This window comes from Sphingomonas sp. GW821-FHT02B09 (genome assembly GCF_059421875.1).
Genome location: NZ_JBWKVV010000002.1, coordinates 309,054 through 322,518, shown reverse-complemented (window position 1 = coordinate 322,518; position 13,465 = coordinate 309,054). Strand labels below are relative to the sequence as shown.

Annotated in this window: 16 protein-coding genes; 6 read left to right on the top strand and 10 right to left on the bottom strand. The window is 65.1% G+C overall.

Annotated features, from left to right (window positions below; all coding sequences use genetic code 11):
- Positions 1 to 404: 404 nt before the first annotated feature.
- Positions 405 to 1,550: a hypothetical protein gene (locus AC07U4_RS09470; protein WP_495195267.1), complete on the top strand. Its 1,146-nt coding sequence runs from the start codon at positions 405 to 407 to the stop codon at positions 1,548 to 1,550.
- 60 nt (positions 1,551 to 1,610) lie between these two features.
- On the opposite strand, the gene AC07U4_RS09465 is transcribed toward AC07U4_RS09470, so the two are convergent.
- On the bottom strand, positions 1,611 to 2,528 hold the full coding sequence (locus tag AC07U4_RS09465) for a hypothetical protein (protein WP_495195266.1): 918 nt from the start codon (positions 2,526 to 2,528) through the stop codon (positions 1,611 to 1,613).
- A gap of 292 nt (positions 2,529 to 2,820) precedes the next feature.
- Here AC07U4_RS09465 and AC07U4_RS09460 point away from each other — a divergent pair, with 292 nt between their 5' ends.
- Positions 2,821 to 3,273: a hypothetical protein gene (locus AC07U4_RS09460; RefSeq protein ID WP_495195265.1), complete on the top strand. Its 453-nt coding sequence runs from the start codon at positions 2,821 to 2,823 to the stop codon at positions 3,271 to 3,273.
- Here AC07U4_RS09460 and AC07U4_RS09455 read toward each other — a convergent pair.
- Positions 3,256 to 3,693: a hypothetical protein gene (locus AC07U4_RS09455; RefSeq protein ID WP_495195264.1), complete on the bottom strand. Its 438-nt coding sequence runs from the start codon at positions 3,691 to 3,693 to the stop codon at positions 3,256 to 3,258. The genes AC07U4_RS09460 and AC07U4_RS09455 overlap by 18 nt on opposite strands.
- A 581-nt stretch (positions 3,694 to 4,274) precedes the next feature.
- On the opposite strand from AC07U4_RS09455, the gene AC07U4_RS09450 reads away from it, so the two are divergent.
- A complete protein-coding gene (locus tag AC07U4_RS09450; RefSeq protein ID WP_495195843.1) occupies positions 4,275 to 5,105 on the top strand; it encodes an alpha/beta fold hydrolase in 831 nt (276 codons plus the stop codon).
- Between the two features lie 163 nt (positions 5,106 to 5,268).
- Here the strand turns inward: AC07U4_RS09450 and AC07U4_RS09445 are convergent, their stop codons facing one another.
- From AC07U4_RS09445 to AC07U4_RS09415, 7 genes are all read right to left on the bottom strand, one after another.
- On the bottom strand, positions 5,269 to 6,468 hold the full coding sequence (locus AC07U4_RS09445) for a ThiF family adenylyltransferase (protein WP_495195263.1): 1,200 nt from the start codon (positions 6,466 to 6,468) through the stop codon (positions 5,269 to 5,271).
- The gene (locus AC07U4_RS09440; RefSeq protein ID WP_495195262.1) at positions 6,443 to 6,757 is read right to left on the bottom strand and encodes a hypothetical protein; all 315 of its coding nucleotides are present in this window, start codon (positions 6,755 to 6,757) and stop codon (positions 6,443 to 6,445) included. Before AC07U4_RS09440 ends, AC07U4_RS09445 begins: the two co-directional genes overlap by 26 nt.
- Positions 6,758 to 6,797: 40 nt before the next feature.
- Complete coding sequence (locus AC07U4_RS09435) at positions 6,798 to 7,715, bottom strand: hypothetical protein (RefSeq protein WP_495195261.1); 918 nt, start codon at positions 7,713 to 7,715, stop codon at positions 6,798 to 6,800.
- Entirely contained in the window at positions 7,715 to 8,461 is a 747-nt protein-coding gene (locus AC07U4_RS09430) for a hypothetical protein (RefSeq protein WP_495195260.1), read from the bottom strand. Before AC07U4_RS09430 ends, AC07U4_RS09435 begins: the two co-directional genes overlap by 1 nt.
- 228 nt (positions 8,462 to 8,689) lie before the next feature.
- Positions 8,690 to 9,100 (bottom strand): hypothetical protein, encoded by a 411-nt coding sequence (locus tag AC07U4_RS09425; RefSeq protein ID WP_495195259.1) that lies wholly within the window; start codon positions 9,098 to 9,100, stop codon positions 8,690 to 8,692.
- Positions 9,093 to 9,965, bottom strand: coding sequence for a DNA polymerase III subunit epsilon (locus AC07U4_RS09420; protein ID WP_495195258.1), 873 nt, complete (start codon positions 9,963 to 9,965; stop codon positions 9,093 to 9,095). Before AC07U4_RS09420 ends, AC07U4_RS09425 begins: the two co-directional genes overlap by 8 nt.
- 53 nt (positions 9,966 to 10,018) lie before the next feature.
- Positions 10,019 to 10,408 carry a hypothetical protein gene (locus AC07U4_RS09415; RefSeq protein ID WP_495195257.1) on the bottom strand — a complete coding sequence of 130 codons (390 nt, stop codon included), beginning with the start codon at positions 10,406 to 10,408 and terminating at the stop codon, positions 10,019 to 10,021.
- 205 nt (positions 10,409 to 10,613) lie between these two features.
- Here AC07U4_RS09415 and AC07U4_RS09410 point away from each other — a divergent pair, with 205 nt between their 5' ends.
- The 3 genes from AC07U4_RS09410 to AC07U4_RS09400 all read left to right on the top strand — a co-directional run bounded on the left by AC07U4_RS09410 (position 10,614) and on the right by AC07U4_RS09400 (position 12,368).
- A complete protein-coding gene (locus AC07U4_RS09410; protein WP_495195256.1) occupies positions 10,614 to 10,880 on the top strand; it encodes an ArsR/SmtB family transcription factor in 267 nt (88 codons plus the stop codon).
- Positions 10,881 to 10,993: 113 nt separating this feature from the next.
- Complete coding sequence (locus tag AC07U4_RS09405; protein ID WP_495195255.1) at positions 10,994 to 11,281, top strand: CHC2 zinc finger domain-containing protein; 288 nt, start codon at positions 10,994 to 10,996, stop codon at positions 11,279 to 11,281.
- Entirely contained in the window at positions 11,193 to 12,368 is a 1,176-nt protein-coding gene (locus tag AC07U4_RS09400; RefSeq protein ID WP_495195254.1) for an alpha/beta fold hydrolase, read from the top strand. Before AC07U4_RS09405 ends, AC07U4_RS09400 begins: the two co-directional genes overlap by 89 nt.
- Before the next feature lie 66 nt (positions 12,369 to 12,434).
- Here the strand turns inward: AC07U4_RS09400 and AC07U4_RS09395 are convergent, their stop codons facing one another.
- Positions 12,435 to 13,418: a phospholipase D family protein gene (locus tag AC07U4_RS09395; RefSeq protein ID WP_495195253.1), complete on the bottom strand. Its 984-nt coding sequence runs from the start codon at positions 13,416 to 13,418 to the stop codon at positions 12,435 to 12,437.
- Positions 13,419 to 13,465 lie beyond the last annotated feature (47 nt).

The following is a 13,465-nucleotide window of genomic DNA, read 5'->3' as shown; positions in this document are numbered from 1 at the left end:
TGAGGGGCTTGCCGTTCGGGCCGCCCTCGGCTTCGGAGTGTGGTAAGGCGGGGCGATCGCCCGCCTTGCTATCTGCTAGCTGACGTCCCAGCCGATGATCGCACGCGAGAAGCTGTCGATGAATATCGACAGCTGCGGCCCGCTCGGCTCCGTCCCGTCGGTCACACTGGCAGCATACGACTCTTCCGTGCTGCGACCCTGTGCCGTTGTGACGCGCGACACGCGCTCCGGCGACGCGCCTCGCATCGTCGCCCCGCCTCTACCCCTTCGCTTCTCCATGTCACCTCCCTTTCATTAACGTGTGAGTCGAATCCATCTAAGCGTGACCGATACACGGGGCAAGAGGTAGAATCACGGTCTAATGACTTTTTGACTGCCGATCGTGCTGCTGCTACCGGGAGGCCATGGAACGTGCGCACAACGAGGAGGGTGAGAACCTCGATCTGCACCGCTTCGAAGTGGATCGCCGGCTCAAATGCCTGCTCCCGCATCCGCTCCCGCCTCGGGAGAAGAGGCTATGGCTCGCCATGTCCGAAGGGCAGCGCGAGCGGGCGATGGAGCGGATGAAGGCTATAGTGCGGTGGTTTTCCGGTCGACGGCCACTCAGTCCATCCTCTGCCGCGGCCGCTGCGGGGCTGAAGACGAACCACTTCTATGAGATGGCGAAGGCATGGCAGAACGCCCCCTCCCTCGTGGCAGTCGAGACATCGGCCGCTGCACCGCGGACCCGGACCAGCGACTACGAAGCGGCGCTGACCAGGCACGTCAAGGCGGTCGTCGACACCATCCCGGACGGAGAAAAGCCGGTCCTCAAGACGCTCGCCGAGATGCTCGGCGAGGCGGCGGGCGAGCAGCTCGACAAGGTCCCCAGCTTCGCCACGCTGAGACGCAAGGTCGAAGAGGAGCTTCGAAGGCGGCAGAGGACGGTTCGTCCAGGAGCGCACATTCAGTTCGACGTGTGCCTGGCGACGATATCGACCCTGGATCATCCGCATCGCATGCTCTTCGCGATCGTGGACGCACGAACCCAGCTGGTTCTCGGAATGGCTTTGGGTCGCCTGCGCGAGGCGCGGCAGGGCTATGCATCCGCTGCGGGCGACGCGCTGCGCCGCCTTGGCTCAGGCTCGTTGAGGCATCTTGCCTGGGCGGACCGCGTCGAGAACATGGAGCTCGTCGCCGGGATCGACGATGCCGGCCTCGACGACGATCTGACGAGGATCGGTGTCGAAGTAGCGCGTGCCGGGATCCGGCCAGGCATCCAGCCTGCCATCGCCGCAAAGAGGTTCGGCCGCTACCTGCGCAAGGCCATGGGAGACCGAATGGGACGTGTCCTGCTGTTGGCAGCCGACAGCGCTGCATCAGCTGACGTCCACAGCCTCGACGACCTCCCGGGCACGAGCGACGACGCAGCCCGCTTCCAGGTGGAGGTCCAGATCCATAATTCCGCGATCCTGGCCGATCTCGAGCGTGATCCTGCAGGCCGCCCTCCCGCTGATCTTCTCGCAGTGCTGAAGATGTTCGAGGCCTGGTGCCAGCACGGTCCCGACTGACGCCTGTCTTCCAGGCGGATTTCCTCGGCCTTCAGGGACGCCATCGCCGCGTGGCGGCTCCTATCCGACGAGGCCCAGCCCGGGCGTCCCGCCCCTCGACATATTGTGCCTCTCTATTGCCGCCGCGATGATATGCCGGGCGTCGGCGACGTCGAGAGGATGATCCTCCTTCGTCCTGAGAAGCTGTTCCGGGCCGAACTTCGTTCTGTTGAACTTGAGCTCGAGGCCGCCGATCGCGTTTCCGATCATGCGGGCCAGCATGCGGCGCGCGATGCCCGCGGTTACGGTTACCGTGGCTTCCGGTCCACCTCCGAAGCTGGCGGCGAATGTTTGATCGATGGTGACGGTCGCGTCCGGCAGCGCCTGCCTGATCGAATCTCCAAGCCGACTCGCGCCGCGGGCTTCGTCTTCGAGCAGCACCGCGGCCAGAATGCAGCCGGTAGAGGAGTGCGCCGCTACCAGCAGGCTGGGCAACGCAAGGCCCTGGCTCGACACCACGGGCATGAGGATACGGCACTCTGCAACGACCACGTCGCCCGCTTCCGTCACCGTCCCACCTGCCTGGCGCATGGTCAGCAGCCGACGCCAGACCGTCGAACGGGCGGGTGACGGCAGCCCGGCCTTGGCGAGGACGTCGGAGACCGCGATCCATGCATCGACTGCCTGTACGTCGTTGCCGAGTCGTTCAAGCGTCGCGCACATGAGCTGTTCGGCCTCCTTCGGCAGCGCACGCCAGCCGACCCGCGTCTTCCTGCGCCGAATTCCGGCTCCGGCTATGGACGAGGCGTTTCCGTGCGCCTTCCAGGCTCTGACTAGTTTCATGAACTGTGTACGGCGAAGCCCCAGCTCCGCAGCGTGGGCCAGGCGCTCCTTCTCGGAAGGCTGTTCGATCTTGAGGAACCGCTCGATCACGGCGACACGCGCCCTGATCTCCGCCCAGCGCATCGGGTCCACGCCCGACAGGTCGAGGTGCTTCATCTTCTTTTCCTTTCGATTTGATGGTTCGGCTGATGCTGCTCATCAGCGTTGTGCGACGACGCGCATTCGTCAGGCGTGGCCGATCGACGCGAGATCAGGCTGAACGGGGTCGTAAGCCGGTGCAGCCCCGGCCTGTTCTGGATTGTTCAACGTCCCGCCCCGTGAGCCAGGGCGACAAGGTCACAGGCCATCGATCGGCAGTTTATGGCGGCAGGAGGCTGGCAGCAGAAGTGACCCTATCGGGTGCGTTCCGGCCGCCTGAGGACGACATCGCTTAAACAAATGGCAAGCGATGCCGACGATGGTCGTCGCGATGACTTCACCTGACAAACTCTATGGCCCGTCCAGTATTCCCACCGTCTTCAGCGATGCAGGCATAAGGCAGGTGCGAGGAGTCGGTACCCTCGAGATCATGACGCTGGTTGAGGGTAGCTACGACTATCACGCTTCCGTGTGCCGGGTCGGCAGCACCTGCGAGGCCGAACTGATGGCAGTGGAGCGATGCATTCGACAGGCAGAGAGGGCTGGTCTGAAGCGGTTTCGCCTGATTGGCGACAACGAGAGGGCCATGCTCCTTCTTGCCGGTAAAAACGTCGCCCGGAAGAGCAACGTAAAGGAAGTGCTCTCGAGGTGCAGGACGGCATCCGATGGCTTATCAGTCATGTACGAGCATGTCGGGCGGCGGTGGAACCTCGCGGGTCTTGAGCTCGAGAGATATCAGGACGAGCTATCGCGCCTGGACTAGAACGTCGCCCGGCCTCTGGAACACTGGCCCGCCCCCCTCGAATAGAATCAGAAGTTCAAGATAGCCCTTGTCGCGTGTCGGACCACGCCTCGCCGACAGGAACATTCCGAAGTCGTCCTCAGATGTCGCGATGGAGGCCACCATGCTCAGGATCGTTATGCTGGTGCCGTCGATACGGAAGGACTCGCCATACGTCTCGCCCGTGCGGGCGCTGCGGTATCGTGCATTCAGAAAGCCATCCGGCAGAGTACGCCTTCCAAGAAACGCTCGCCGCTCGACTGGGTCCATTTTCACCAGTTCGGGCAGCTGAGTGCAAAGCAGATCTGCCGCTTCGGTATCCTCGACGCCGACGACGTCCATGGCGGAAATGATGCCGCACTCGCGGAGGTGATCGAACTTGCTATGGTCCCTGGCTTCCATGTTTTTCCTTTCTCTGATGCATTCTTCTCTCGTATCATTATGAAATACATGCAGATTTCACCGCGATCTCCCGATCTAGTTAACTTGACTATGTTCGGTGGTCGCTCTGCGCAGTGGATTTCTGTGGAGCGAGGCTGCCGCCGAATTGCGGCGTGCTGTGGCTGCCCCACTTAGGTAGCCACACGGCGGCGATGCTCGCGCAACAGACCATGGTATGAGTGAGCATCTTCTCACGTACGATGTCGGACGCGCGATGTTCACGACATGAAGCGGAAACGCCGAAGGATCGCGGCGGCTTCGTGGAGGACCCCGAGGATGCTGCTGCCATCCAGAGAGAGAAGAGATCGCGCATGTGTCGACGCCCTGGAGATGCCGGGCTGGAATAGGACGACAGGGGCAGCTTCTTTCCAGGGCGTGATCGGCATCGGAGCCGATCGTTGATCGCCACAGATGGGCCCCAGCAGTGGTCCTACAAGGCCAGCCGACGCGAGCTTCTGGGGGGCATGCTGGTCGTCGGCCTGGCCGTCGGCGCGCCTGCGCTTGCGATCTCCCCTTCCGCTTCGTTCCAAGGAGAAAAGACCATGTCCTTCATCACGACCAAGGATGGCACCCAGATCTTCTACAAGGACTGGGGCTCGAAGCACGCGCAGCCGATCGTGTTCCATCACGGCTGGCCGCTTTCCGCGGACGACTGGGACGCCCAGATGCTCTTCTTCCTCGCCCATGGCTTTCGCGTGATCGCCCACGATCGCCGAGGCCACGGTCGCTCGACGCAGACCGACACGGGCAACGACATGGACACCTATGTCGCGGACGTGATCGCGCTGGCCGATCATCTCGATCTTCGGAACGCGGTGCACATCGGCCATTCGACGGGCGGCGGCGAGGCCGCGCGCTATGCTGCGCGGGCGAAGCCCGGCCGCGTGGCGAAGGTGGTGCTCGTCAGCGCGGTGCCTCCCATCATGATCAAGTCGGCGACCAATCCGGGCGGTACCGACAAGGCCGTCTTCGACGGCTTCCGGACGGCGCTCGCGGCGAACCGCGCCCAGTTCTACCTCGATGTCGCGAGCGGGCCGTTCTACGGCTTCAACCGCGACGGCGCGAAGGTGTACCCCGGCACGATCCAGAACTGGTGGCGACAGGGCATGATCGGTGGCGCCAAGGCGCACTACGACTGCATCGCCGTCTTCTCCGAGACCGACTTCACGGACGATCTGAAGGCGATCGGGGTCCCTACGCTCGTGATGCACGGTGACGACGACCAGGTCGTGCCTATCGCGGACGCGGGCCTGCTCTCGGTCAAGCTGCTCCAGCACGGCACCCTCAAGGTCTACGAGGGCTATCCGCATGGGATGCTGACGACGCATGCCGACGTCCTCAATCCGGATCTGCTCGCCTTCATCAGGGGCTGAGGTCGCAGCCGGGGGACGGTGGCGATCGACCGCCGCCGCAGGTCGTGCCGCTTGGACGATGGCGCCGCCTTCGTGGCTGCCATCGTCCTTGCTGGTGCGCCCGTGACGTCGGGTCGACGCCGGCGCTTCATCGATGCTCGCGTCGCGCCCGCTCTCCCTAGGGCTAGGAGGCGGGCTGCGACACGCCCGGATCGCTCGAAACCGAGTGAAGGCTGCCGTTCTCGACGACGAAGACGCCGTTATGCTCGCTCCCGCCATCCTTATAGAAGCCGCAGAGCCGCTTCCACCGGATGACGGCGAGCGACGCGTTCAAGGCGTTCAGATCGGCGACCTGCACGTTCGAGCGGTATGGATCGTCATGGCCGCCCGAGCCGCCGGGAATCGAGTTTCGCGCGGCCTCCCGATCCCCATCGACGCTGGTGGTGACGCGGACGAGCCCGAATATGCCGTCGGCGCCGACGTCGATCCCCAGCCCGGTGTCGACGAATCCGGTCCCGTTCCGTTCGAGGCGATCGATGATCGCCCGCTTCGGCGCGATGCGGTCGATGCACAGGAACACGAAGTCCAGCCGATCCAGTATGGCGAGCCTGCCGCGCGCGAGGCTGAATCCGTGCGGCACGATGCCGCGATGCAGGCGAGAGTAGATCGAGGCGAGGTGATCCACCTTCGTGCGCTGAAGCGCGATCTCGTCCAGGGATGCTGCACCGGGAGCACGGAACGCGTTGTGCTGGTCGAAGGTGTCGTCGTCGAAGAGGTGGATGGTCGAGACGGGCGTCTTCGCCACGAGGTCCAGGACATAGGAACCCGTGCCGCCCAGTCCCACGATGCCGACATTCATGCCCTCCAGCTTCCGCTGGAAGGCCTGGATGCCGGCCCGGCCGGTCGCCGTATCGACATAGTGGAACGGCGAATCGGGATTGTGGTCCTCTACGACCCCGCCGCCGGTTCTCGCGGTGGAGGCAGAATCGAGCAGGACTGCGTGCTGACAGAGCGTGTTGACGTAGGAGGTGACCAGTTCGTGATAGTCCCGGTACTCCCTTCCTGATGGCTTCTGACATAGCTGCCAGTATTCGGTCGGCTGACCGGATCGGGCGAGCAGATTGGCGTTGATCCCCGGTATCGCGGCGCCGGTCGCCGTGCACGGCCGGCCTCCACGCCATCCGACGGCATGATAATCCGGCGGCATGGTCGCGTTGGCGGCCATCCGGAGCGGAACGACCAGCGTCCCCCTCCCGACCGTCCTCGTCGCCGTGGCATAGGGTACGTCGGAAACTTCGAGCTGCCCATCGACGAGGGCTACTCTGTAGCCCTCGTCCCGGAGTCGCTCGAGGTCCGCGCTACGATGCGCTGGTCTGTGCGACAACGAACCGCTCTCCTTCCGCGATCGGCAGGCGCTGGTGCGGCGTCAGCAGCCCTTCGGAGGCCTGCAGCGGTCCGCCCTGATAGGTTACGGTGAGCGCCCGGCTTTCCGCAGCCGAGATGTCCGGGAAGGCGAGCCTCACCAGCCGATCATGGCTCACGCTGTCCTCCTCGAGGAGGTGCTGTCTCCCGTTGACGGTGATCATTCGGCCGGGTCCGCCCCCCTGGCGTGGCGCCACAGCGGGCATGACGTTGCGTCCCGTCGGCACGAGCCTGCCTTCGTCCTGGTTCATCCTGTCTTCTCCTTCTTGTTGATGTTCCGAAACAAAGCCGTCAGTCCGGTCCTCGGCCGCCGTGCTGCATCGCAGCGCGTTCGAACTGCCGAAGCAGCTTCTCCCTGACCGAGCGTAGCGGCTGCGCCGCCAGCGAGCGCCAGCTGGTCTCGTCGATCATGGGCGCGAGGTCCGGTGCGACGTCGGCAGCGTCGATCTCCATCGCGTCGATGACTGCCATCGCGACGCTCAGGGTTCGCAGGGCCGGACTAAGGGGGATCTCGGCCGCGATCATCCTGACGCGGCTGTAGATCGCTCGATGCAGTGCATGCTCGTTGCGGGAGACGATCAGCCACGTGATGCAGCCGAGGTCGAGCACGCCCTCCAGCGCTTCGCTGGCCCAGTGTCGGCCGGTGCGGGCATCGAGCATGCTCGCCAGCTGGACGCAGTCGTCGTCCGATGCCGTGTCGGCTCCCGTCACGACGATGACGGGGTTCGCACAGCCGCTCGTCGCCATGACGAGTACGGGCATAGGCGGCAGTACGGGATGGGAGCCGTGCTCGGGCATCATGCTGCTGGAGGAGAGACCAGCCTTCGACAGGTCGATGTGGGCGAAGGGCACCTTGGACTTGCGGGCGAACGCCGCTGCGAGATGCAGGGCATAGTCGTCCTCAGGGACGATGAGCGCGGTCGGGGGGAGCCGGAGCCAGTTCCTGCCCGCCGCTACCTGTCGTCGGCAGGCTTCCGCGACGTGCGCGGCAAGGCCAGGGACCCAGTCGAGGCACAGGTCAGCTGCGATTCCATCCGGGCCGAGACAGTCGCCACCGAGGAGCTCGAGCGGCTCGGCGAGACCGAGGAGCATTCGTCGGCCGGCATAGCTGCGGCCTATGACGATCGACGGGGCCGTACCGCTGTCGCTGTCCCTCGCCCCGACCTCGCGCAGCATTGCGCCGCTCGCCTTTTCCAGATGGCCGCTCATCAGTCCTCTCCTCGGTAGAAGCGGAGGGGACGCCGCCCCCCGACGGCCAGCCCCTGGGCTTTCAGCCGCTTCTCGGTATCGAGCATCTCCCTAAGGAGCATGCGTTCCAGCGCCGGGCCGCCCCTCTCCTCGTGAAAGGTGGCGAACTCCATGAACCTATGCCGGTACGCTCTCAGCCAGTCGCGCAGGCGCTCGCGCTCCCACTGCTCCCGAAACCAGATCTTGAAGAAGCCCTTCTGGTGGCCGCCACGCACGAACTCGAGCCCGAACTGTCCCTCCTTTTCGCAGAGATAGAGTTCGATGACCTTCTCCCGCTCCCGGCGCTCCTGCTCCTTCCTCTCCCGCTTCTCCCGCTCCTTCCGGTTCTTCGCACGGAGCTCCAGCAGCATCGCAAGCCGCTCGGCCCGTGTCTCGGGACACTGGAATGCCATCCTCGCCGTGATCTCCGACGATCCGAAGACGCTCGAGACCCGGCCCCATAGCTGCCAGTCATGCCGGTGGTCCTGCATCCACCTGTAGGACCGACGCATGTCGACCTCCTGGGCGAACACCTGCTGCCAGACCTGCCGCTCGGAAAGGACCTGCTCGCCCAGCGAAATCACGCGCACGAACTCGATGGCAGGTTCGAGACCGGTACGCTTGCGGGGCTCGAACCTCGCCGCATAGAGCGGGTCGCCTTCCACCCCTTGCGGCCAGCTAGCTGGCATGTCTGCGCCATGCGCCCCGTCGTCTTTATGCAGTTCCATGCGGGCGATGTGGCTCTCCTGCCGCGCGGCGGCCAGCGATATGCAGGAGCAGCGGGAGGCCTTCGCGGTGCACCCGCATGCAAACGGGAGCCAGGGTTCCCACGCCGCGCCCGTCCGTCTGACTGGTGGGGCAGCTGGACTGGTCGGCACGTGCGCAACGGCGCGGTTGCGTCGGTCCTATGGACTTAGAGTCCCCGCCGGCTGCGGGGCGGAAGGTGCGGGTCTATCTCATCGCTCGGTCGGCACGTCGCCCAGGACCAGGACCGCTAGGAAGCTCGCTTCGTCCCCGAGCGCTGTCCGTAGCACCGACATGGCCGTCGTCGACCAGCGATGGAGGACGACGAGGGGCACGAAGATCGGCGAGTCCAGCACCAGATGCCATCGGCCATCCTGGCCGTGGACCCGTTCCAGTCGCTGCAGCGAGCTGAGCAGTCGTTCGGATGGCTGAACGACGCGGATCCATCCGACCGAAAGACGGCCGTCGGGTGCGAAGCCTTCTACGCTGATCGCGTCTGCAGCCCAGCCTGCGATCCACTCGGCAGCCGAAAGCGCGCGGAGAACCTTTCCATCGAGGAGCTGTGCGCTTCCCTGGAGGCGATCGTCAGGACTCTGCTCGCCATCGTCATGGCCCTCAGACATAGCGCCCGGTCCAGTCGATGAGTTCGAACTGCGCCGCGACGCGAGATCGCTCCAGCCCGTGGTAGACCCGTTCCCGCAGCCAGCTTTCTTCTTCCGTCCTGTCACGGATCTCGCGCCACCATACGCGCTGCAGCGCATTCCAGTGGTAGCCCCGCTCTCGGAGTACGTCCTTGCGCTGGAAGGCGGCACCGAAGGCGCGTACGATCCAGCTGGGCCGCGCCGCGCTTTCCATGAGGACGGCCAGCGCCGTCCGGCCGGGCTCCAGCTCCTGCCGCAGGATCTGGATCGTCGCATCGACGTTGGCTTCGGCGTGATGCGCTTCCTGGAAGTAGCCGCAGGTCGAGAGCACCTGGTCGAGGCCAGCGCTCCCGTAGCCCCGCGACGTCCAGCCGACGTCCTCGATCGAACAGGCCCACCCATATCCCGCCAGATCCGGCAGGAGCTCCTCGACGAGCGGCCGGTCGAAGCGCGCGTTGTGCGCGATCCGTACGTCCGCGGAGCCGATGATCCTCGTCGCCGCAGCCAGTTCGATAGAGCGCCCGGTCAGGTCGGCATCCGAGAGCCCGGTGCGTCGAACGACATCGTCGGGCAGGGAAAGGCCCGGATCCTGACGCCACACGTACGAGCGATCGATCCTGGTCACGACGTAGCTCGCGTCGAAGGTGAAGCGGCGGGCCGCCAGCTCGATGACGGCACCCAGGTGGCCGACGCCCGCCGTACCCACGTCCACGACGACGCCGACGCCTGCGACCTCGTCATCCCCGTCCGGGGTAGGACCGGTAGGGAGATCGACGCGATGCAGTATTCGCACGTCGCGCGGCGACGCGGCCGACGATGCCTCTTGGGCACCGAGCCTGCTGTCCATGTTCGTCCTTTCAAGATTGCGCTCCGATTTGGAGCGAGGCACTTCGGGTGGGATCAGGCTGCCGTGTCGCCGATCGCGTCGAGGGCCGTGTCCTCGTCGTCGGCGCAGAGCGCATCGATGAAGCGGGGATCCATGTCGAGCATGCCCATTCCGTGGAGCAGGATGGCGCGGGTGCAGTGCTCGAGGTCCAGGGTCGCCTCCATGGCGCATCGGCCACCGAAAAGCCGGCGCGGCGCGAACATCCACGCCATGGGATCGTGGTCGATCCCCTCGCGCTGGAAGCGCGCGCCCACTTCGGAGGCGACCAGCGCAAGGCGCGAGAGCTGGCGAAGGGTAACGGGAGCCGGCTCCTCCGCCGGGGCATCGGGATCCATGGGGTCGGGTATCGGTCCGGCCCATGGGCTGCGCTCGGCACGGCGCCTGCTCAGTAGTCGATCGCTCATCGTCTGTTCTCCTGCTAAAAGTCAGGTGACGCGCACTGGTCCCTCCAGATGGAACACGAGCGATGTGGTAGCTGCAATTGAAATTTCAATGAAAATTGATACAATTTTTTTTGAATCTACGAAACCTGCTCTGAATCGGTAGTCTTGTAAAAGCGGGCTCCGACATTATTCTGGTAGAATGGAAGGGTCGCAAGCCATCGCCATCATGAGCGCCCTGGCACAGCCGACGCGCTATCGATGCTACGCTCACCTCGTGCAGCGGCTGGAATGCACGTCCGGGGAGCTCGCCGAAGCCGTCGAGGTACCAGCCAACCTGATGTCCAGCCATCTTGCCATCCTCTCGCATGCGGGTCTGGTGAACTCGCGTCGCAATGGTCGATCGATCGTCTACTCGGTCGACCGGAAGACGCTGCTGGACCTTGTCGGGCACCTCGTCTCCATGGCATCCTCTGCACAGACCGAGCCGTCCTAGCGCCGGGGCGACGCTATCCGGAACCGGCATCAATGCGACGAGATGCCACATCGTCGGCCTTACTGCTGACGCGAAATCCCGGCTGCCGTTCGAAGGAGGAAAGCAGGAGAGCGATGTCCAGACGCAGCGATCAGGCCAGGAGCATCGTCTCGGCGTTTCCTCTGGCCGCGCTAATTGGCGAGACGGTCGTCCTGCGCGAATTCCGCGGCTTGCGGCGAGGCCGATGCCTCTGGCACGTAGACAAGCAGCCAAGTCTCTTCGTCACGGACGAACCGCCCCTGTTCCACTGCTTCGGATGCGGCGTAGGCGGCGATGCTCTTGACTGGATCATGCGCCGGGACGGGCTCGACGAAGCATCTGCGTTGCAGCTCCTTGCCTCCTACCTCGCATCTGAGCGCTGATCCCGCTGCTGCTGCTCAGAGAGCTGACGGAGTGTCTCCAAGATATTCCGCGCGCCGAACCGGATGTGGCAAGCCTAGTCGAGTGGCGGCCGCCCGTGCGACCCTAGACCATCGTATGTATCGCCGTCGGGTCTTCCGATCGCACTTCTGGAGCGAAGGAGAAGGTCATGACCGAGCGGCCAACCGTCGAAGCCGACAGGATGAGATCCGTGGCGACGCCGCTTCTCGAGATCGCATACGAGGACGACGGCCCACGCGACGGCCCTTGCGCGATACTGCTGCACGGGTGGCCCGACGATGTCCGGACCTGGGACGCCGTGGCGCCGGCGCTGCAGGCCGCAGGCTATCGAACCATCAGCCCTATCTGCGCGGATCCGGGCCGACGCGCTTCAAAGGTCCCGAGGTGACCCGTTCGGGTCAGCTCGCCGCCCTCGCGGCGGACGTGCTCGACCTTGCGGATGCGCTGGGCATCGACCGCTTCGTCGTCGTCGGCCACGACTGGGGGGCACGCGCCGCGTACATCGTCGCGTGTACTTCGCCGGAGCGGGTCATCGCCTGCGTCGCCATCTCCGTCGGCTGGGGTACGAACGATCCCTCGCAGGCGCTGTCTCTGCCGCAGACGCAGAACTACTGGTACCACTGGCTGATGGCCCTACCGCGTGGAGAGGCGCTCGTGCGGGAGGATCGGCGACGGTTCACTCGCTACATCTGGGATATATGGAACCCGGCGTGGACGGTGCCGGACGACGTCTTCGAGCGGACCGCCGCCGCCTTCGACAACCGGGACTGGGCGGACGTCACGCTGCATTCGTACAGGGTCAGGTGGGGATATGCCGAGCCTGACCCTCGATATGCGGCTCTCGAGGCGAAGGTGTCCGCGGATCCGTCCATCGGCGTGCCAACGCTGACGCTGCACGGTGGAGCGGATCCCTGCAACGATCCCGCCACGTCCGAGAACAAGGAAGAGCTGTTCTCCCGTTACTACCGCCGGGTGGCGCTTCCCAGGCTCGGCTACTTCCCGCAGCGGGAGGATCCGGAATCCGTGCTGCGGGAAATACTGCCCTTTCTCGAAAGTCAGATAGGCTAACTGAGGGGCCGACGGAGCAGAGGGCGGCCTTGCGCCGGTCTTGAGCACCGGAACGGCCGGAGAGGATCAGCCGTCCAGCGCGTCCAGCGCCGCCGCCAGCTGCCGCCCGTCGCGGAACACGGCGCTGCCCCTTTCGAGAAGGGCGCGCACGGTCGCGGCGTCCACACGAGCAGCGTCACGGAAGTCGGGGCAGCCCTGAGGAAGGAGCGAACGGACCGCTCGCATGTCTCGCTTCGCGATGACGTTGCCACCCGCCGGGTCGATGCCGCGCAGCGTTCTGCCCCACAGGTGGAGCTTCTCGCGCGGCATCCAGAGTTCGATGAAGGCTGCCGGCCATCGCAGGACGTCGGTCTCGTTCCAGTCGGTGAAAAGGTCGTTGTCGGTAGCCTCGTCGACGATCGCCTTCTCGACGCCGGCCTTCCGCGCGGATCGGCGCGCATACGCGCGCTCCTCCGCCGTAGCCGAAGTGGAGGCGAGCACGAAGCCTACGTTCTCGAAGGCGTCGGGGTCTTCAAGCACCATGTCCAGAAGCGATCCGGGTCGCGAGGGCGCCGCCGCCTGTGCCTGCCGGCGAGGACGAAAGAGGCGCCTGGCGCGCTCGAGCGCAGCTTCATCGACCTGGGCCGAGCCGCCGTAGATCGTCTCGAACCATTCGGCGGCGGCCTTCCACGTGGCGCTGTCGGCCGGGTGGAAGGTAGCGGCCTCCACCAGTCGTGCGCCGTTGGCACCGAAGCCAAGTCCGTTGTCCGAAGCGTTTGCCGAACCGATCACGACGCCCGCTTCGGAGAGGTACACCTTGGCATGGAGGCCATCATGGTAGCGAACGCTGGGGTTCTCCGGAGCTCCGAGTTCGCGCAGGGCATGTGGATGGCACCCGCCCATCGACAGATCGCAGACGACGCGGAGATCGGGCCGATGCTCGTCTCTCGGATCCAGGAAGGAGCCGACGCCACTGCCCCAGAAGGCCACCGCGCACCGGGGATGACGTCCCGCGAGGACACGTCGCACAGCGTCGGTGAGCGCCCCGCCCGTCAGAAAGACGCCGTTCATCGGAGCGGCCTCGCCTTTGAGTATCTGGCTAATACGACGATGTCCTG

Coding starts and splice junctions, on each gene's coding strand:
- AC07U4_RS09435 (WP_495195261.1), bottom strand. CDS start 7,715: ATGAGCGGCCATCTGGAAAAGGCGAGCGGCGCAATGCTGCGCGAGGTC.
- AC07U4_RS09450 (WP_495195843.1), top strand. CDS start 4,275: ATGTCCTTCATCACGACCAAGGATGGCACCCAGATCTTCTACAAGGAC.
- AC07U4_RS09405 (WP_495195255.1), top strand. CDS start 10,994: ATGTCCAGACGCAGCGATCAGGCCAGGAGCATCGTCTCGGCGTTTCCT.
- AC07U4_RS09460 (WP_495195265.1), top strand. CDS start 2,821: ATGCCGACGATGGTCGTCGCGATGACTTCACCTGACAAACTCTATGGC.
- AC07U4_RS09465 (WP_495195266.1), bottom strand. CDS start 2,528: ATGAAGCACCTCGACCTGTCGGGCGTGGACCCGATGCGCTGGGCGGAG.
- AC07U4_RS09470 (WP_495195267.1), top strand. CDS start 405: ATGGAACGTGCGCACAACGAGGAGGGTGAGAACCTCGATCTGCACCGC.
- AC07U4_RS09415 (WP_495195257.1), bottom strand. CDS start 10,408: ATGAGCGATCGACTACTGAGCAGGCGCCGTGCCGAGCGCAGCCCATGG.
- AC07U4_RS09455 (WP_495195264.1), bottom strand. CDS start 3,693: ATGGAAGCCAGGGACCATAGCAAGTTCGATCACCTCCGCGAGTGCGGC.
- AC07U4_RS09410 (WP_495195256.1), top strand. CDS start 10,614: ATGAGCGCCCTGGCACAGCCGACGCGCTATCGATGCTACGCTCACCTC.
- AC07U4_RS09395 (WP_495195253.1), bottom strand. CDS start 13,418: ATGAACGGCGTCTTTCTGACGGGCGGGGCGCTCACCGACGCTGTGCGA.
- AC07U4_RS09425 (WP_495195259.1), bottom strand. CDS start 9,100: ATGTCTGAGGGCCATGACGATGGCGAGCAGAGTCCTGACGATCGCCTC.
- AC07U4_RS09400 (WP_495195254.1), top strand. CDS start 11,193: ATGCTCTTGACTGGATCATGCGCCGGGACGGGCTCGACGAAGCATCTG.
- AC07U4_RS09420 (WP_495195258.1), bottom strand. CDS start 9,965: ATGGACAGCAGGCTCGGTGCCCAAGAGGCATCGTCGGCCGCGTCGCCG.
- AC07U4_RS09440 (WP_495195262.1), bottom strand. CDS start 6,757: ATGAACCAGGACGAAGGCAGGCTCGTGCCGACGGGACGCAACGTCATG.
- AC07U4_RS09430 (WP_495195260.1), bottom strand. CDS start 8,461: ATGGAACTGCATAAAGACGACGGGGCGCATGGCGCAGACATGCCAGCT.